Raw genomic sequence first — 18,157 nt, forward strand, 5'->3', positions numbered from 1 at the left:
TCGTGGCGTCTTTTAGGGTTTTGTAATAAAGTTCTCGCCCATTCTGGTCGCTCTATGTCGGCTGGACTATTTGTATCGATCACATGGCTGGCCTGATAGATGTCTCTGTGGCAGTAAGGCGAGATAAAAATGGCTAAGGTGGATTCTTAATGTCATCAAGCGGCGTAATGCTCACACCTTCTCGGTTGCTTTGTGCTGAGCGGGGCAAAACCCTTCCCCATTATGATCTTCTGGGTGTCGAACGAGCAGACCGGGAGCGACTCAAACAAGTAAATGCCCAGTTGGGGACATTTTCCCTGCAGGCTGCATGGCTCAGCTGTTCAATAGCGCTGATTGCGAGCTGACTTATCAGGAGTTCATCGCCGTTTCATCCCCGGAACATGATGATGGCTTGATCTGGGTTGAGGCCCGTAGTCTGCTTGATACCCAACGGGTCGCTTATTTTTCCATATCCCCTTCAGTTATCTATCGTTTGGCGGTGCTCTTCTTCGGCGGCTCTTTACGCAATCAGGGAGAAACCGCCTCTCATAGCAAAGGATTGACGGATACCGAGCAACGCCTGGTGTTGCGTCTTTGCCAATATCAGGTCGACATCTGGTCTTCCTGCCTGGGGCTGGGTGATCTCGAGTGGCAATTGACTTTGATTACACGTGATGTACTCCCGGTGTCACGACTGTGGATGGCCGCAGCCACCCTGACGGTGGGGAGCTTTTCCCATGGTTGGCAGTTGTGGTTGGTTCCACCCGCTGAGAGTACAGGTCCTGCGGCAGGGCACGCCTTGCAAGATGGCACTTTGGAGCAGGCACTGACACACATTCCCACACGTTTACGCGTGGTGATGGGGCAGTTGTCCATGACGCTGGCCGACCTGGAGTGTCTCAAGGTGGGCGATGTGCTCTCGCTGGATTTACCAGAATTGGTGCCAGCCCTGATTGGTAACCGTCCCTGCTTTAGTGGACGTATCGCTGAACATAAAGGCAGCCTGGTTTATCAGGTCGCGACGGTCGTAGAGGAATAATCGAATCATGAACGAGCACACTATGAATGACCCGCTGGATTTGGATGGTCTGGATCAACTATTTGGTGATGATATCAGCATGCCGAGTGCGGCAGACTATATGGCTCCCACCAGTAGCAGCAAGCAGCGGGATCTCTCCTTTTTTCGCCAGATCCCGGTCAAGGTAACGCTGGAAGTGGCCAGTACCGAGGTCTCGCTGGGGGAATTGATGCGAGTAGAAGAAGGGGCTGTTATCGAGCTCGATAAATTGGCTGGCGAGACGCTTGACGTACGGGTAAATGGCCGCCTGCTGGCCAAGGGGGAAGTCGTTGTGGTCAATGGTAAATATGGTCTGCGTCTGGTGGATGTGATCGACACCAATCTGCTGGGCGGCATGGACGACTGATGCGCCACCTGCTGTTTGCTCTGCTGTTGTGTTCGCTGCCCAGTTGGGGGGCAGACATGACATTGTTCTCGGTTTTACCGGGGGCGGAAGGTGGGGAGGACTACAACATCAAGTTGCAGATCCTGTTCTTTATGACCCTTTTGGGGCTCCTTCCGACGCTATTGCTCATGATGACCAGCTTTACCCGGATCATCATAGTGCTGGCGATTCTGCGCCAGGCGATGGGCTTGCAGCAGAGCCCTCCCAACCGTGTACTGATAGGCATCAGCTTGATATTGACGATAGTGATCATACGCCCTGTGTGGACTGACATGTATCAGCATGCATTCATCCCTTACGACCAGAATGAAATTAGCCTGTCGGAGGGGATTGCTCGGGCTGAAAAGCCCTTGCGTCATTTTATGCTGGCGCAGACCCGCGAACCGGATCTGGAACAGATGCTGCGGATCTCCGGTGAGCCCACCTCCCTCACGAAGGATGAGGTTCCGTTTGGAGTCTTGCTGCCTGCTTTTGTGCTTAGTGAACTGAATACGGCCTTCCAGATAGGATTTATGTTGTTTATCCCCTTTCTGGTGATAGATCTGGTCGTTGCCAGCGTACTGATGGCGATGGGGATGATGATGCTTTCGCCCCTTATCATCTCGTTACCATTCAAGCTGATGGTGTTCGTGCTGGTGGATGGCTGGTCCATGACGGTAGGTACCCTCGCAGCTAGCTTTGGTAGTGGAGGCTGACGTGACACCAGAGCAGAGTGTGGCGCTCATTGGTGGTGCCGTTAACCTGGTGGTGGTGATGGTTTCGGTACTGATTGTACCGAGCCTGATCGTCGGTCTGGTCGTCAGCGTGTTTCAGGCGGCTACCCAGATCCAGGAGCAAACACTCAGCTTCTTGCCACGTTTTTTGGTGACTTTGATGACGCTCATCTTCACCGGCAACTGGTTGCTCTCCCAAATCACGACCTTGTTCCACGATCTGTTTCTGAAGATACCCGGGCTTATTGGATGAATTCCCTGCTGTCTCTCAGTGCTGCCGACCTGACGGCTTGGCTGGGGCAGTGGTGGTGGCCATTCATCCGGATTGCCACCGCATTTTGGGTTATGCCGGTATTTGGTGATGGTCGGATCCCGCCACAAGTGCGTTTGCTCTTCGCCTTCATTATCAGCCTGTTGATCGCTCCCATGTTAAAAGAGATGCCAGTGGTCGATCCTTTCAGCACTGGTGCCCTGGTGCTGACTGTGGAGCAACTGTTGTTCGGGCTGCTGTTCGGACTCTGTGTCCAGATGTTGTTCATGATCATGACTATGGCTGGGCAGATCCTCTCCATGCAGATGGGCCTTGCGATGGCAGTGATGAATGATCCCAGCAACGGAGATTCTGCACCTATCGTCAGCCAGCTGATGCTTATCTTCTGCTCACTGTTGTTTCTTGGGCTCAATGGTCATCTGGTCACTCTGGATGTGCTGGTACAGAGTTTGCGCAGCTGGCCACCGGGATCTTCGCTCGACTTGCTGGATATGAAAGGGGTCATAGGTTTGTTTGGCTGGTGTATCGGTGCCGCATTGATCCTGACCTTGCCTGCGGTGGTGGCCATGTTGATGGTCAACCTGACCTTCGGGGTCATGAACCGCACTGCGCCATCTCTGAACATCTTTTCGCTGGGTTTTCCCATGACCTTGTTGCTCGGGTTGGTGACCATGGCTATTTCCATCAGTGGAGTACCGGCCCGCTATCTTGACCTGGTGACGCATGTGCTGGAGCAGCTCAGGGCTCTGACCCCGTCATGAGCCAGAATAGCGCCCAGGATAAAACCGAAGAGGCCTCTTCCCAGAAACTGCGCAAGGCGCGGGAAGAAGGACAGATAGCGCGCTCCAAGGAGCTGAGCTCTGCCGGGCTATTGCTGCTGGGGGGCCTCGCTATGCAATGGATGGTACCCAGCTTTGGCCACTTCTTTGCCGAGTTGATGAAACGTCCTCAACGTTTTGACTGGCAAGGTGCCCGTGATCCGCAAATGATGATTCACTGGACGGCTGAAGCGCTGCTCAGCATGTTGTGGGTACTGCTACCTCTGTTCGGTTTTCTGGCATTGTTGCTGGTACTGCTCAGCATAGTGCCAGGTGGCATGGTGCTGACCTGGAAGAAGTTACTGCCCAGCGCAGAGAAGCTCAATCCGCTCAAGGGGCTCAAGCGGATGCTCTCAACTCACAGCCTGATGGAACTGCTGAAGTCAGTGCTCAAGATCCTGCTGATTGGCTCAACGTTGGCACTGATGCTGCAACACCAATGGCCCTTGCTGATGATGATGAACCGCATGCCGCCCCAGGCTGCGATGGAGCAGGCGCTGCAGATCCTCTCTCAGGCATTTATTTTGCTTGGCAGTGTGCAGATGCTGATTGCAGTACTGGACGTGCCGTATCAGCGTTGGTCCCTGAACAAGCAACTGAGAATGACCAAACAAGAGGTCAAGGATGAGCACAAAAACAGTGAAGGGCGGCCCGAGATAAAGGCCAAGATCCGCCAGGTACAAGGGATGCTTGCCCGGGCTCGTATCGAACAGCGTGTACCACAGGCAGATGTGATTATCGTCAACACGACCCACTATGCGGTGGCCATTAAATATGATCCTGAGCGGGCAAATGCCCCCTACGTGATTGCCAAAGGGGTTGACGGCATGGCGGAACGGATCCGCCAGGTCGCAAAGCAGCACGACAAGATGGTCATGAGTCTGCCGGATCTGACCCGGGCCATCTATTACTCCACCCGGGTCGACCAGGAAGTGCCTGCGGGTCTTTATACCGCGGTGGCTTATGTGCTGAACCATGTATTGCAGTTACGGGCCTATGCGGCAGGCAAGGGGAAAAAACCTACTCCTCTTGCCCCTTTGCATGTGCCGCCCGAGTTACGTCAACCTGAGAGGTAAGTTGTGAACTGGCGTGTATTGACCCAATCCTACACCGCGATCCCCATGTTGCTCCTGGCCATACTGGCCATGATGATCTTGCCTCTGCCCGGTTGGCTGCTGGATGTCCTGTTCACGTTCAACATAGTGTTGGCGGTTCTAGTACTGCTGGTTTCTGTCTCGGCCCGTCGCCCGCTCGATTTCTCCGTCTTCCCCACAGTGTTGTTGGTGGCAACGTTGATGCGGTTGTCGCTCAACGTTGCCTCTACCCGCGTCGTCTTGTTGCATGGTCACGAGGGGCATGAGGCTGCCGGTAAGGTTATTCAGGCCTTCGGGGAAGTAGTCATCGGCGGTAACTATGTCGTCGGTCTGGTGGTCTTCGTGATCCTGATGATCATCAACTTCGTGGTGATCACCAAGGGTGGCGAGCGGATATCCGAGGTATCCGCTCGTTTCACCTTGGATGCGATGCCTGGTAAACAGATGGCGATCGATGCAGATCTCAACGCCGGCACCATGGATCAGCATCAGGCGCGTGCGCGGCGGGAGGAGATAGCCAGGGAGGCTGACTTCTACGGTGCAATGGACGGTGCGTCCAAGTTTGTACGCGGCGATGCAATCGCCGGCTTGCTGGTGTTGATCATCAACCTGGTGGGTGGTTTGGCAATCGGTATTTTCCAGCACTCGCTACCGGTTGCCGAGGCCTTCCAGAGTTATGCCCTGCTCACCATAGGTGACGGTCTGGTCGCCCAGATCCCTTCTTTGCTGATGTCTACCGCCGCTGCCATCATAGTGACTCGGGTCAGCGATGAAGGCGAGATGTCGGATCAGGTGGGTCAGCAGATCCTGGCATCGCCGCGGGTTATCTATACCGCTGCGGCCATCATGCTGATCCTGGGGCTGGTGCCTGGCATGCCTATGCTGGCTTTTCTCAGCTTTGCCGCCGTGCTGGCATGGGCAGGTTGGAGTGTCAGCAAGCGTCGGGTCAATGATCCTGACCTTGATGCAGCCCAGGAGCTGACGCGCCAGATGGTGCAGTCCGAGCCACAGGGACTGGAGTGGCAGGACCTGCCTCCTGTCGATGCGGTCGCCATTGAACTGGGCTATCGGCTGGTGCCCTTGGCAGAAGCGGACAAGGGGGCCGAACTGCTTGCCCGGGTAAGGGGTATTCGCAAGACCCTGTCCGAGCAATATGGCTTCCTGCTACCCGAGATCCGGGTGCGTGACAACTTGCAGTTACAACCCGATCAATACCGGATCAAGTTGTCCGGTGTGGCACTTGCGGCTGGTAACGTCGACTGTCAGCGACTGATGGCCATCAGCAGTGGGGAGACGTATGGAGTCTTGGACGGTGAGCTGACCCAGGATCCCGCCTATGGTATGAATGCAGTCTGGATCTCGCCGGAGAACAAGGCCAAGGCCTTGAACCTGGGTTATTCCGTGGTCGATTCCGCGACAGTTATCGCCACTCATACCAGCAAGCTGTTGAGAGAGCAGCTTGATTCTCTGTTTGGTCATGATGAGGTGGGCAAGTTGGGCCAATATCTGGCTACCCAGTCACCCCGTCTGGCAGAAGAACTTAATCTGGCGCTTACCCAGATGCAGCAACTGAGGGTTTTCCGACAGTTGCTCAAGGAGCAGATCAGCCTCACCGATATTCGAACCATTGCTACCACCTTGCTGGATGCGAGCGAATTGACCAAGGATCCTGTCTTGTTGGCATCCGATGTCAGATGTGCCTTGAAACGCCAGATTGTCAGGCAGGCAATAGGTTCGCGCGATATTTTGGCCGCGTTTACCCTGGATGACCGTCTGGAGCAGACTCTGTTGGCAGCCATGAACCAGTCTCAACAGCAGGGCAAGATCCAGCTGGACAGCTTCCCAGTTGATCCTCAATTGCTGGCCCAGTTACAGCAAAATATGCCGTTGGTGAAAGAGCAGTTGCAACAGCAAGGTCATGCTCCGGTATTGGTTGTGATGCCGCAGCTCAGGCCCTTGATGGCACGATATGCTCGCTCCTTTTCAAAAGGTCTCAAAGTACTCTCTTATAATGAAATTCCAGAAGAGCTGAGGGTGGAGGTTATTGGAACATTAGGCTGAAGCTGAGCTGCCATGTTTATGGGGTGACGGGAAGTTGATATTCCGCATATCTACTTGAATTGTCATTGGAAGCAGTTATGATGTGACTGTTTTTGACGCACAAAGTGTTAAAAATAAATAACAAATATAACAATTCACATGTGTTACACAGCTATCACCGGATAGGTGGAGCTGTCTTGTCCCACTACGGACAGTCGCATGATAAAGGCAAACTGAACTGAAAAGTCAGGACGCAAAGCCTCCGGTCTAATAGCAGTAATGCTAATGATAGCGGGGTTACCAAGGCCATTGTTACCGCCTTGATACCACTCTCTGCATAAATGAGACGCCCATTAGAGGCGCCATTTCTAGCATGGTGCGCTTTTATTTTTGACACATCAGTTCTGTTGGTTGGTTTGTCAACAATCACGGGTTCGGGTTCATATGCTTTCGGATTTATCTATCAAGAAAAACTCAAGACCCATTGGTATTGAGAGCGCTCCTCATTTGTTATTGATCAGACCTTCGTTATCAAATGGAAACGATATTGAGGGGATATTGTTGGCGCAGGGATACGCTGTCTCCTGCGTTGATTCGATCAAGAAGTCTAAATTCATTCTCGCCGATAACTCAGTTGCTCTGATCTTGCTCGATATCGATGTCATGACCGAGGCTGGTCCCCAATTAGTACATGAATTCTGCGACGTCGACTGCGTCATTTTGGTGAATGAACAGCAGGCTTATCTCGCGGCAGAAGCCATGCGGGCGGGAGCTATTGACTACATTGTCAAACCATTTGGCTGCCAGCAAATGCTCGATGCAGTGAGGGGGGCGTTACGTCTGCGCCAATCCATTCCCAATTTGATTGCGACCTCTGCCATGAGCCTGCAGGTACTGCAACTTGCCCGTCGTGCAGCCAAGACGTCTGCCACCATCCTCATTGGTGGGGAGTCAGGAACGGGCAAGGAGCGACTGGCTCGCTATATCCACGATATGTCCAATCGTGCCAGCAAGCCTTTTATCGCTGTTAACTGCGCCGCCATTCCGGAGTCTATGATCGAGTCCATCTTGTTTGGCCATAACAAGGGGGCGTTCACTGGGGCGACAGGTACTCAACCGGGCAAATTTGAGCTGGCACAGGGTGGGACGCTGCTACTCGATGAAATTTCTGAGTTGCCGTTGTCGCTTCAGGCCAAACTGCTGCGTGTTTTACAAGAGAAGGAGGTCGAGCGGCTCGGTAGTCACCAAACGATCACGCTGGATGTGCGGATTATCGCTGCCAGCAACAAGGATATACGGACTCTCGTTACCATGGGCCAGTTTCGGGAAGATCTGTTTTATCGTCTCGACGTGCTTCCCATGAGTTGGCCTGCGCTACGGGAGCGCCCGGATGACATACTGCCACTGGCCGAATATTTCATCGAGCGGCACGCACCTCAGCAAGGCTATCGTTTGAGCGAAAATGCCCGTAAGCAGCTGTTGGCGTATGGTTGGCCTGGTAATGTCCGGGAGCTGGATAATGTCATGCAACGTTCATTAATCATGGCTCGCGGATTGCATATTCAGGCAGTCGATTTGATGCTGCCCAGTTACACCATTGAATCAGACGATGCGTTACCGGAAGCGTTTTCCTCCCCAGAAGGACTGAGTGAGACGCGTCGGTATGCAGAATTTCAATTTGTACTAGAGACCCTGCGCCGCTTTCGCGGCCATCGGACCCGCACAGCAGAGGCCCTTGGAATGACGACCAGGGCATTGAGATACAAGCTGGCGGCCATGCGTGAGCAGGGCGTAGATATTGAGCAGCAGATTCAAAACTAAAGGGATAACCGAGTGAAGATTGAAATGATGTCATCACAGGTGACGCTCCTGCAGCAGATGCAGGAGATGCAGCGAGTCGCCAACCAAGCCCCTTCCATCGAATTGAATGATGCATCGAATGTGTCATTCACCGATGCCATGCGCGATGTCGTCGGTCGAGTCAACGAGCAGCAGAACATAGCCTCAAAACTGATGACCGCCGTCGATGCGGGTCAGAGCGATGATCTGGTTGGTGCCATGGTGGCCAGCCAAAAAGCGGGCCTCAGCTTTTCAGCCCTGATGCAGGTACGAAACAAGCTGATGACCGGTTTTGACGACATTATGCGTATGCCACTCTGAGGTAAGTGATGACTGAACTGGTAACGTCCCCTCAAGGGGCTTCGGATTCCTTCAGAACACGAGTCCAGGAAGGGTTGCGCAATTGGCGTAGTCTTTCTCGCGACAATAAATCCATTCTGACGATCGCGCTGTTAGCCGCCATTGTGGCGGGTACGATCGTCGTGATCCTGTGGACTTCCAGCAAGAATTACGTGCCTCTGTATGGAAAACAGGAGCTTTACGATACTGCCAACATCATGGAGATGTTGGAGAAAGAGCAAGTACCATTTCGTCTGGAAAAAAGCTCGGGTCAAATCTTGGTCCCCGAGAGCCAACTTGCCCATGTGCGCATGGCGCTGGCGGCCAGAGGTGTCAGGGCCGCCATGCCTTCTGGTCTGGAAGGGCTGGATACTGTCACCGGCCTTGGTACCAGCGAATTTATGGAGGGTGCCCGCTACCGGCATGCTCTTGAAGGGGAACTGGCGAGAACCATTATTTCGCTGGATGCGGTACGTAGCGCTCGCGTTCATCTGGCGATCCCGAAGCGAACCCTCTTTGTTGGTCGTGATGAAGAAAAACCCAGTGCCTCTGTGATGATGGATCTGCAGCCGGGTCAGGCAATGGAACCTGGGCAGGTAGAGGCAATCGCCAATTTGGTGGCCGGTAGCATCTCGGGCATGAAGCCGGGCGCTGTGACAATCGTAGATCAGGCGGGTCAGCTGCTCAGCGCCGAGCTGGGTGACAAGGCTGGTTTCGGCAAGCAAAGCGTGCAGCAGATGGAGTATGTGCGCAAGCTTGAGCAATACATCCGCCAGCGTGCCAGCGACATGCTCTATCCCATGCTGGGTACGAGCAATTTCAGAGTACAGATTGCTGCCGATGTAAACTTCAATGCAGTAGAAGAGACCCAGCAGCAGCTGGATCCGCAAGGGGTGGTTACCAAAGAGTCCACCAAGTCGGATAAAACCATAGACGCACTGGCACTTGGGATTCCTGGTGCCTTGTCGAATCGCCCACCTGAGACTACCCCCAAGAATGAGCAACCCGCTCAGAATCAGGTAGAAGCAAACACGGATACCCAGAAAAATGACTCTCGTACCGAGCGGCAAGAGGTCAGCAAACAGTATGAAAACAGCCGGACCATAGTACATACCCGCTATCAACAGGGCCGGCTGGAGAAAATGAATGTATCCATTTTGCTAAATCAGCAAAGTGCGCCCAAGGATGGCTGGAGTGCAGAACAACTGGAGCAAATCCGTCAGATGGTGGAGCGCTCGGTCGGATTTGATAACGCGCGGGGCGATCAGATCAGCCTGCAAGTCTTCGACTTTACCGCTGCTGTGCCGATTGTTCCTCCTGAATCGGGTTGGTGGGAAACACCTTATTGGCAAGACTCATTACGTTATCTGGTCGGTGGCCTGCTTGGCTTGACGTTGGTGTTCTTCGGGATTCGTCCATTGGTGAAGCATTTGGTGCGTACCCAGCAGTTGCCTGATGAGGAACCAACCGAAGAGCAGGACGAACCGCAAGAACCAACTGTGGGTCTCTCCATGCGGCGCGATGACGATGCCGCCCTGACGGCTCCGATGATGAGTAATGGTCTGATCCGTGCAGATAATCAGATGGAACCCCAGTTCTCCTCCTTGAATCTGGAGGCATTGCCAGAGCCGGGTTCCGAACTGGAAGTACAGCTTCAGCATCTGCAGTTGCTGGTCGAGAAGGATACCGCTCGGGTAGCGGAAGTGGTCAGATCATGGGTGAGTGGCAATGAACAACGTTAATCTGAACCAAAATGCCGTCGATATCGACATCGATAATCTGGAAAAGGCAGCGATTTTGCTGTTGAGCATGGGCACAGAGGCGGCAGCCAAGGTCATGCAGAAACTCTCCCGTGACGAAGTGCAACGACTCATCTCCAAGATGGCGGGTCTGTCTGGCGTCAGCTCGATGGAGGCAAAGTGGACTTTGCAGCAGTTCTTCAACCAGTACCGTGAGCAGAGCGGGATTGGCAGCGCTTCGTGGGAATATCTGGAACAGACGCTTGATCTCGCACTGGGGCAGCGGCTCTCCCGCAGTCTGCTCGACAGCCTGTATGGCGATGTCATGAGCCAGGATATCCAGCGTTTGCAATGGGTTCCTGCCGATGTGTTGGCCCGCTTCTTCCGTAACGAGCATCCGCAAATGCAGGCGGTTCTGCTGGCGTTCCTGCCGCCCCAGACGGCATCCGCCGTACTGGATGCTCTGCCTGGTTCCGTCCACGATGATCTGTTGGTACGGGTTGCCAGCCTCAATAGCGTCAGTGAACACGTGTTGGGAGAGCTGCGTCTGACATTGGACCGCTGCCTTGCCTACGTGGCTGATCAGTCCGGAGCCAAAGTCAATGGCGTACGACAGGTGGCCGACATCCTGAACCGTTATCAGGGCGACAAGGAGCAGATACTCTCCCTGTTGCGGGAACACGATGGTGACATGGCGCTGGAAATCGAGAAGAACATGTTCGACTTCATGGCCTTGCGTCGTCAATCGGATGAAACCTTGCAACGTCTGGTACAGGAACTGCCAAGCGATCTGTTGGCATTGGCGCTGAAAAATACCGAAGCCAGCTTCCGTAAAGTGGTGCTGGGAGCCATGCCGAAACGGATGGCCCAGGCTCTGGATGCCCAAATTCAGGGGCAGGGCAGTGTCTCCTTGCGCAAGGTTGAGCAGGCAAGGGAAGAGGTCATGCAACTGGTCCGCGAATTGGTGGAGCAGGGCGAGGTTGAATTCCAGTTGTTCGAAGAGCCCACCGTCAATTAACAGGAGGCGTTCATGAGTCACAATGTTCGCAAGTTGGCGACGGGCACCACTCGTCTTTACCGTTTTCCTTCGTTGGGGCAAAGCGGAGAAGAGGCGCAGAGTCAGCAGGAGCAGTTCGAATTCGGCTATCAGCAGGGTCTGGAGCAAGGCCATGATGAAGGGTATCAGACTGGCTATCAGCAAGGGTTGACCAGCGGTCTAGTTGACGGGGAGGCCAAGGGACTGCAGCAGGGCCAAACTCGTGGTTTTTCACTGGGCCTGGCAGAAGGGCGTGCCTCGTTCGATCAGGCGCTGGTTCCCTTCGCCAAGCTGCAGGCGCAATGGGAGTCCTTGACCCGTTCTCGCATGCAGGAACAAAAAGAACTGGTTGCCCAGCTGGTGACGCAGGTTGCGAAACGAGTGATCCAGGCTGAATTTACCCTCAATCCACAGCAGGTACTCAATCAGGTGGAGCAGGCCTTGGCGAGTCTGCCAGCTGCATCAGAAGAGCTGGTGATTTATCTCAGTGAGGGAGATCGCCAGCGTTTGGCTGAGCAAGGCGTTACCCGGTGTGAGGGTTGGCCATTGCAGGTGGATAGCACCCTGAGTGTGGGTGATGCCCGTATAGAAACGCGGGCTGCGGTGATCGAAGTCAATACAGGAGAGCGCCTCGCCTCTTGTATCGAGCAGCTAAATAGTACGCTGGAATTGCCACAGGATGCATGAAGCGCTGCAACAGGCGCTTACTTCAGCGCTGGACAGTTTTGAGGATGTCCCCGGTTTTCGCCGTTATGGCCGGCTGGTTCGAGTCACAGGGTTGACGCTGGAGGTGGTTGGCTGTCAGCTGGTGATGGGACAGCGTTGCCGGGTTGATACGGCGACAGGGGCACCGCTGCTGGCCGAAGTGGTCGGGTTCAATCGGGATATTTCCTACTTGATGCCGCTGCAACCCATGAGTGGCCTCTATGCCGGTGCACGTGTGCTTCCCATTGATGGTGAAGAGACAATACAGGTCGGTGAGCATCTATTGGGACGTGTGGTCGATGGTCTGTTGCAACCCCTGGATGGTCGTCCGTTGCGCGATGACGGTGAGCGTGTTGCTCTGTTCGCCATCCCCCCGAATCCCCTGCTGCGTACGCCAGTGCGCGAGCCGCTCGATGTGGGCATTCGCGCCATCAATGGTCTGAATGGTCTGTTGACGGTCGGCAAGGGACAGCGCCTGGGCCTGTTTGCGGGTTCCGGGGTCGGCAAGAGTATGCTGCTGGGCATGATGACCCGCAATACGACCGCGCAGATAGTGGTGGTGGGACTGATTGGTGAACGGGGGCGAGAGGTGCGCGAATTTATCGAGCACAGCCTGGGCCCGGAAGGATTAGCGCGTGCGGTCGTCGTGGCGGCCCCTGCGGATCAATCTCCGCTGATGCGTCTGCGCGCGGCACAATTGTGTCACCGTATCGCCGAGTATTTCCGTGAGCAGGGGCGGGATGTGCTGCTGCTCATGGATTCCTTGACCCGTTATGCCCAAGCTCAGCGCGAGATCGTGCTGGCAATAGGGGAACCGCCCGCGACCCGGGGCTACCCACCGTCAGTGTTCAGCATGCTGACCCAGCTGGTTGAGAGAGCGGGTAATGGCATACACCAGGACGGTTCTCTGAGCGCTTTCTACACAGTCTTGGCAGAAGGGGATGACCAGCAGGATCCAGTGGTGGATGCGGCCCGCGCCATTCTTGATGGCCATATTGTTCTGACTCGCCGCTTGGCGGAGGAGGGACATTACCCCGCTATCGATATAGGTGCCTCCGTGAGCCGAGTCATGCCACAGGTTGTCCCTGCCGAATGGCAGACGCTGGCGGTGACACTGCGGCAGTTGTGGGGGCGTTATCAACAGGTGCGTGAGCTGCTGCCATTGGGCGGTTATCAGCCAGGAGCTGACCCCCAGATGGATGAGGCGGTACAGCGTTACCCTGCTATCGCAGCCTTCCTGCAACAGGGTATCCATGAGGAGACGCCTTTTGTCCAGGTGATGACAGGGCTGAAGCAAGTGCTCGGGAAGTCTTAAGGATCCGCCATGTTGAAATCCTATCTTGGTTTGCAGCAGAATGCGTTGGAGGTGATGGGTAAGGAGCGCCAACGTCTGCGAGAAGAGGCCATGCGAGAAGAGAAGAGGGCACTGAGGTTGCAAGATGTGATCAGCTCTCTGAGTACCGGTTCGGCAACATTTCATCCCCTGCTGTGGCAGAACAAGCAGCAGATGGAGGGGCAGTTGCGCCATCTGCTGGTTCACCAAGTACAGCAGTCTGCCTTGGCCAGATTGGATTTGGAGCACCACGAAGGTCAGGTGCTCAAGCAATTTGGTCGGGTCAAAGGATTGGAACTGTTGCTGGATAAGCGTAACTTGGCCCAGCGTCAGCAGCAGGAATCACGGGAACAGCGACAGCTGGATGAGTTATCCAGTCTGCGTCATCGCGTGCTGAGAGAAGGATAAGAATTAGTCTGGGAAGCTTTCCAGTTTGCCATAGGGTTGTTCTTGTCCCAATAGCGTATTGATTGTCTCGATCTGCCCGGCCAGCAGGCGACCATTGAGTTCATTCTGGCGCAAGCATTGCTGAAGCAGCTGCTCAAGCTGTTGCCATTGGCTGGCAACGTTTTTTTGCAAACTGGCTGGCAGTTTTGCGATCAGTGTCGCCATCCCTTTTTCGTCCGGTTTCAATCCCAACGCGAGCAGATGTTGACAGCGTTGTTGTGCCTGCTGCTGAACTGCTGCCATCAGCTGGGTTTGCCGCTGATTGTGTTCAGCCAGCCCGTTGACATCGTGAGCTGCCAGCAGGCTGTGTTGGCGTAGCAGCTGTTGTTGTAGCTCGGCGTAGCGACCACAATCTTGCTGGACACCGATGATCAATTGCTTGACCCGCAGCTTGGGATCCACGCTCATCGACGATGCATATCCAGGATGGCTTGGCTCAGCGCATCCATATCGAGTTCGAGCTTTCCGTCGCTGATTGCTTGGCGGATCTGGTTCACCTTCTCCATATCCACATCCGATGTCGTTGCAAGCTGCGCCCTTGCTTGGTTTACAAACTGCGCCGTGGTGCTTATCTGGGCATCAGCCTGGCTGGCGCGTGCTTGTGGCTGTGTGGTCGCAGACTCCGGCTTGCGTTGCAACTGGGTTTGAACATAGAGCGGGTCGGTGCGTGTGATTTTCATAACGTCAATTCCTGATGGTCTATCTCTGACAAGCGACCCAATGCCAGCCTAACTTAAATCGAACCAGCCCTTTGGGTTAAAAACGGGTTTCGACTTCCCCTTTATCAATCACCCAGGCCTGAATCTCTTTGCCTGAACTGATATTTCTTACCTTAATGCCGTCACCAATGGCGCCGTTTGCCAATGCTTTGCCGCGGGTGGTTGCGGAAAAACCGTCGAGGCCGGCTCTGATTAGTACTCCCTCCCCTTCCCGAACGGCCCAAGCCTTTTGTAAATCCAGTTCACCAATCAACTGACCCATCCTGAGATTCCGAGTGCTCTTGCTCCCCACAAGAGATTCGGAGCTTGGAACAAAGCCGCGTTGCAATCGACTGATATCAAGAGATTTCTCGACGAGATCTCCGGCACGAATGGCTTGGCCTTTCTGGATCTCTTGTGCCGTCACCCACACTGGCAACATGAGCGTCACTTCGACACGTGCCCTTAGCTGCCATGCAGGTTCCGTGCATTCAGCCAGATAGGGACGCCGCCCCCAGGGTTGCCTATATTGACCTCCTGCTTGCAGACGAATGGCTTGCTGGCAGGGAGGCAAATGGGTCACTGCTGGGGAGATCCAGACTTGGTAGTCGGCCTCAGGGGCTGACCAGCCTTGTTGCTGCAAATAGCTATTCAGCGCGTCACTGGCATCCTCTTTCAGTCGGGTATCCAAATGCCGTGACAAGTCAGTTGGTACAGCTTGCAGCGGGTATGACAGCATCAGCAGGCCCAGTAGGCCAATACGCTTCCATACAGGAAACAACACTTCCCCTTTTATCAGTGTTATCAGCCACTGTTGATGCTGTAACCAGCGGGAATAAAGGATATTCATCATTGGCATGAGTCTTGATAAAGAATGCACTGGTCTGACAGATTCATAGAAGGATGAAGCATGAGTATCTCATTTGACAGCGCTCTTGGTGTACACCCTTATGCCCTGGATGTGCGGGCGGATAGGGCGCGCATTCTGGCAGGGAACTTGGCCAATGTGGATACCCCTGGCTATCTGGCCCGAGATGTCGATTATAAGACGATCTTGGGGCGTGTCGCGCAGCAAGTTGCAACGGGAGATGCGAGTGCCTCCATCAGTCAGGGCGTCATGGCAAATGATATGCAACATCCTCTATACCGTATTCCCTATCAGGTTTCCATGGATGGCAATACCGCCGAACTCAGTGTTGAACAAAGCAAGTTTGCCAATAATGCTACCGACTTTCAGACCAGTCTCACCTTCCTGAATATGAAAATTACCGGGATCGCCAAAGCGATCGAGGGCCGTTAATCATGTCGTTTAATCGAATCTATGACATCGCAGGCAGTGCCATGCGTGCACAAACCGTACGTCTGGATACGGTGGCCTCCAATCTGGCAAACGTGGACAGTGCAGCAGGTAGTGAAGATGCCGCTTTTCGTGCCATCAAGCCGGTGTTCTCCACGCTGTATCAACGCGTACAGGATGCTGATTCGCTAGGGGCTGCTCAGGTACAGATCGCCGGAATCGTGCAGTCTGATCGCCAGGTAGATAAACGCCTGGAGCCGACCAACCCCTTGGCCGATCAGGATGGCTTCGTCTACTACTCCAACGTCAACGCAGTTGAAGAGATGGCTGACATGATGAGCGCCTCGCGCGGTTTTGAAACCTCGGTCGAAGTGATCAATCGTATCAATAGCATGCAGCAAGGTCTGCTGCGCTTGGGCCAGGGAGTATAAGTCATGAGCCTGCCTCAGGTGAGTAGCCTGGATACTGCACGTAGCACCAGTCAGCGTGTTGCTACACCCGATATCGCCCCCAACAGTGCGGCTGCAGGCCAGAACCCCCAGGGTGGCATGCAATTGCGCAACGAATTCTTGCAGATGATGGTTGCCCAGATCCAGAACCAGGACCCGACCAATCCACTGGATGGTGCCCAGTACGTCACCCAACTGGCGCAGTTCAGCATGGTGGAAGGGGTTGAGAGCCTCAAAGTCCTGCAGCAGAAGTCGATCAATATGATGGACACCCAGCAGGTATTGCAGAGTACGGACCTGATCGACAAGGAAGTAATGGTTCCCAGCAAGACGCTGACCCAGAGCGCCGAAAAGGGGATTCGTGGGCAGATTGAGCTGGCCGGCGCTGCGGATCAAGTTGAGCTTAAGGTGTATGACGAACATGGGACCTGGTTGCGACCAAGAATTGGGGTGATAGCAAGGCTGGGGGGCTCGATTATGAATTGCCTCCCTTGCCTGCCGGTGAATACAGCTTCGCGGTAAAAGCCTCTCTCGATGGTGTGGTGACCACATCCAAGAATTTTGTGGCCAGCAAGGTCGAGCGTGTCACCTTGCCCGGCACGGGTGAGATCATGTTACAGGTGGCTGGAGTGGGTGATGTGCCTCTCTTCAGTGCCATCCAGTTTGGTAAATCGGCGTAATCAGATAGGAGCGAAATTGTGTCTTTCAGTATCGGATTGAGCGGCCTGCGCGCCGTGAACCAGGAATTGAGTGTTATCAGTAACAACGTGGCTAACGCCAGCACGGCTGGTTTCAAGTCGAGCCGTGCCGAGTTTGCCGCCATCTATGGTGTCGAGATGAACAACGTTTCCCAGAATTTTGACCGCAATGGCGATGTGATGCGTACCGGTAAAGGATTGGATCTGGCCATCTCTGGTAGTGGTTTTTTTGTGCTGAAAGATAGCAATGGCCAGACTTCCTATACCCGTGCGGGTATGTTTCAACGGGATGCCAGCAACTATCTGACTACAGCCAATGGCACTCGTCTGCAAGGCTATACCACCAATGATGCGGGTGAGCTGCAATCCGGCGTGGTTGGCGATATTCAGGTCAAGGCAGGCAGCTTGCCAGCCAAGGCATCTGACCAGCTGGAGTTCGTAGCCAATCTCAAGGCTGATGCCAGCATTATCACCCCTCCCCCCCCGCCGGCACCCGCTTTTGACCCCAACAAGTCAGAGACCTTCAGCTATTCCCAGTCCAGTAAGGTTTATGACTCGCTCGGAACTGAGCATACAGTTACCCAGTATTTTGTGAAAACAGGGGCTAATGCTTGGGATGTTCATTACACCTTCAATGGGGCAGTTGTGCCACCTGTTGGAGCCAAAATGAACTTTGATCTTAATGGCAAGCTGGACATAGCTGCTTCCACTATTCCCGCCAGTTTGGCTCTGGCACCAGCAGGTGCATCCCCGATTGCGTTGCAACTGGATATGAGCAGAGTCAGTCAGTATGCCTCTGACTTCAACGCTACCCGTAACCAATCAAATGGGTATGCTGCCGGAGATCTGACCGGGGTCAAGGTGGATGCCGATGGTGGCGTGTATGCCACCTTCACCAATGGTCAGAATTTGCTGCAAGGGCAGGTGGTGATGGCCAACTTCACCAACCCGAATGGCTTGATACAAACCAACAACACCACTTGGCAACAATCCTTCAGCTCAGGTCAGCCGGTGTTGGGTGCGCCAGGAACCGGGACCATGGGCTCACTCACCGCGGGAGCTTATGAAAGCTCCAACGTGGACTTGACCGGTGAGCTGGTCAGCCTGATGACTTCCCAGCGTAACTATCAAGCCAACGCTAAAACCATCAGCTCAGCTGACAAGATGACCCAGGTTCTCTTCAACTCCTTCTAAGGCTT

The 18,157-nt window shown here is 54.3% G+C and carries 21 protein-coding genes, 1 pseudogene and 1 riboswitch; of the genes and pseudogenes, 19 read left to right on the top strand and 3 right to left on the bottom strand.

Features of this window, described 5'->3' with window-relative positions; genetic code table 11:
- Positions 1–149: 149 nt before the first annotated feature.
- From lfiM to lfiJ, 14 genes and pseudogenes are all read left to right on the top strand, one after another.
- A pseudogene (lfiM, locus tag AXW79_RS00245) lies at positions 150–1,018 on the top strand (lateral flagellar motor switch protein LfiM).
- 7 nt (positions 1,019–1,025) lie between these two features.
- Positions 1,026–1,403 (top strand): lateral flagellar motor switch protein LfiN, encoded by a 378-nt coding sequence (lfiN, locus tag AXW79_RS00250; protein ID WP_005314315.1) that lies wholly within the window; start codon positions 1,026–1,028, stop codon positions 1,401–1,403.
- Entirely contained in the window at positions 1,403–2,137 is a 735-nt protein-coding gene (fliP, locus tag AXW79_RS00255) for a flagellar type III secretion system pore protein FliP (protein ID WP_005314307.1), read from the top strand. Before lfiN ends, fliP begins: the two co-directional genes overlap by 1 nt.
- Before the next feature lies 1 nt (position 2,138).
- Entirely contained in the window at positions 2,139–2,408 is a 270-nt protein-coding gene (lfiQ, locus tag AXW79_RS00260; RefSeq protein WP_005314303.1) for a lateral flagellar biosynthetic protein LfiQ, read from the top strand.
- The gene (lfiR, locus tag AXW79_RS00265) at positions 2,405–3,187 is read left to right on the top strand and encodes a lateral flagellar biosynthetic protein LfiR (RefSeq protein ID WP_005314301.1); all 783 of its coding nucleotides are present in this window, start codon (positions 2,405–2,407) and stop codon (positions 3,185–3,187) included. Before lfiQ ends, lfiR begins: the two co-directional genes overlap by 4 nt.
- Complete coding sequence (gene flhB / locus AXW79_RS00270) at positions 3,184–4,320, top strand: flagellar biosynthesis protein FlhB (RefSeq protein WP_005314298.1); 1,137 nt, start codon at positions 3,184–3,186, stop codon at positions 4,318–4,320. The genes lfiR and flhB overlap by 4 nt, the downstream gene beginning before the upstream one ends.
- Positions 4,321–4,323: 3 nt before the next feature.
- The gene (lfhA, locus tag AXW79_RS00275; RefSeq protein WP_005314296.1) at positions 4,324–6,399 is read left to right on the top strand and encodes a lateral flagellar biosynthesis protein LfhA; all 2,076 of its coding nucleotides are present in this window, start codon (positions 4,324–4,326) and stop codon (positions 6,397–6,399) included.
- A 196-nt stretch (positions 6,400–6,595) separates the two neighbouring features.
- Positions 6,596–6,683: riboswitch (cyclic di-GMP riboswitch) on the top strand.
- 139 nt (positions 6,684–6,822) lie between these two features.
- Positions 6,823–8,199: a lateral flagellar response regulator transcription factor LafK gene (gene lafK, locus AXW79_RS00280; protein WP_011898282.1), complete on the top strand. Its 1,377-nt coding sequence runs from the start codon at positions 6,823–6,825 to the stop codon at positions 8,197–8,199.
- A gap of 12 nt (positions 8,200–8,211) precedes the next feature.
- Positions 8,212–8,538, top strand: coding sequence for a lateral flagellar hook-basal body complex protein LfiE (gene lfiE / locus AXW79_RS00285; protein ID WP_005314292.1), 327 nt, complete (start codon positions 8,212–8,214; stop codon positions 8,536–8,538).
- 17 nt (positions 8,539–8,555) lie between these two features.
- On the top strand, positions 8,556–10,298 hold the full coding sequence (fliFL, locus tag AXW79_RS00290; RefSeq protein ID WP_073531776.1) for a lateral flagellar M-ring protein FliFL: 1,743 nt from the start codon (positions 8,556–8,558) through the stop codon (positions 10,296–10,298).
- Positions 10,285–11,313, top strand: a complete 1,029-nt coding sequence (fliGL, locus tag AXW79_RS00295) for a lateral flagellar motor switch protein FliGL (protein ID WP_005314289.1) — start codon at positions 10,285–10,287, stop codon at positions 11,311–11,313. Before fliFL ends, fliGL begins: the two co-directional genes overlap by 14 nt.
- 12 nt (positions 11,314–11,325) lie before the next feature.
- Complete coding sequence (gene lfiH / locus AXW79_RS00300; RefSeq protein WP_005314286.1) at positions 11,326–12,018, top strand: lateral flagellar assembly protein FliH; 693 nt, start codon at positions 11,326–11,328, stop codon at positions 12,016–12,018.
- The gene (gene lfiI, locus AXW79_RS00305) at positions 12,011–13,351 is read left to right on the top strand and encodes a lateral flagellar FliI-like assembly ATPase LfiI (protein ID WP_005314284.1); all 1,341 of its coding nucleotides are present in this window, start codon (positions 12,011–12,013) and stop codon (positions 13,349–13,351) included. The genes lfiH and lfiI overlap by 8 nt, the downstream gene beginning before the upstream one ends.
- Positions 13,352–13,360: 9 nt before the next feature.
- On the top strand, positions 13,361–13,777 hold the full coding sequence (gene lfiJ, locus AXW79_RS00310) for a lateral flagellar protein LfiJ (protein ID WP_005314282.1): 417 nt from the start codon (positions 13,361–13,363) through the stop codon (positions 13,775–13,777).
- A 3-nt stretch (positions 13,778–13,780) separates the two neighbouring features.
- On the opposite strand, the gene lfgN is transcribed toward lfiJ, so the two are convergent.
- From lfgN to lfgA, 3 genes are all read right to left on the bottom strand, one after another.
- On the bottom strand, positions 13,781–14,224 hold the full coding sequence (gene lfgN / locus AXW79_RS00315) for a lateral flagellar protein LfgN (protein WP_005314279.1): 444 nt from the start codon (positions 14,222–14,224) through the stop codon (positions 13,781–13,783).
- A complete protein-coding gene (gene flgM / locus AXW79_RS00320) occupies positions 14,221–14,496 on the bottom strand; it encodes a flagellar biosynthesis anti-sigma factor FlgM (protein WP_005314277.1) in 276 nt (91 codons plus the stop codon). The genes lfgN and flgM overlap by 4 nt, the downstream gene beginning before the upstream one ends.
- Before the next feature lie 76 nt (positions 14,497–14,572).
- Positions 14,573–15,367 (bottom strand): lateral flagellar basal body P-ring formation protein LfgA, encoded by a 795-nt coding sequence (lfgA, locus tag AXW79_RS00325; protein WP_005314274.1) that lies wholly within the window; start codon positions 15,365–15,367, stop codon positions 14,573–14,575.
- Positions 15,368–15,424: 57 nt separating this feature from the next.
- Here lfgA and lfgB point away from each other — a divergent pair, with 57 nt between their 5' ends.
- Genes lfgB through flgEL form a run of 5 tightly spaced genes read left to right on the top strand, consistent with a single transcriptional unit; the run spans position 15,425 to position 18,152 of the window.
- Positions 15,425–15,814, top strand: a complete 390-nt coding sequence (lfgB, locus tag AXW79_RS00330; protein WP_005314272.1) for a lateral flagellar basal body rod protein LfgB — start codon at positions 15,425–15,427, stop codon at positions 15,812–15,814.
- A gap of 2 nt (positions 15,815–15,816) precedes the next feature.
- Positions 15,817–16,242: a lateral flagellar basal body rod protein FlgCL gene (gene flgCL, locus AXW79_RS00335; protein ID WP_005314270.1), complete on the top strand. Its 426-nt coding sequence runs from the start codon at positions 15,817–15,819 to the stop codon at positions 16,240–16,242.
- 3 nt (positions 16,243–16,245) lie between these two features.
- Positions 16,246–16,782: a flagellar hook assembly protein FlgD gene (locus tag AXW79_RS00340; protein ID WP_005314268.1), complete on the top strand. Its 537-nt coding sequence runs from the start codon at positions 16,246–16,248 to the stop codon at positions 16,780–16,782.
- Between the two features lie 20 nt (positions 16,783–16,802).
- Complete coding sequence (locus AXW79_RS23495) at positions 16,803–16,940, top strand: hypothetical protein (RefSeq protein ID WP_227534387.1); 138 nt, start codon at positions 16,803–16,805, stop codon at positions 16,938–16,940.
- Positions 16,941–16,958: 18 nt separating this feature from the next.
- Entirely contained in the window at positions 16,959–18,152 is a 1,194-nt protein-coding gene (gene flgEL / locus AXW79_RS00345; protein WP_005314263.1) for a lateral flagellar hook protein FlgEL, read from the top strand.
- Positions 18,153–18,157 lie beyond the last annotated feature (5 nt).

Source organism: Aeromonas salmonicida subsp. salmonicida, from assembly GCF_001643305.1.
GTDB lineage: Bacteria > Pseudomonadota > Gammaproteobacteria > Enterobacterales > Aeromonadaceae > Aeromonas > Aeromonas salmonicida.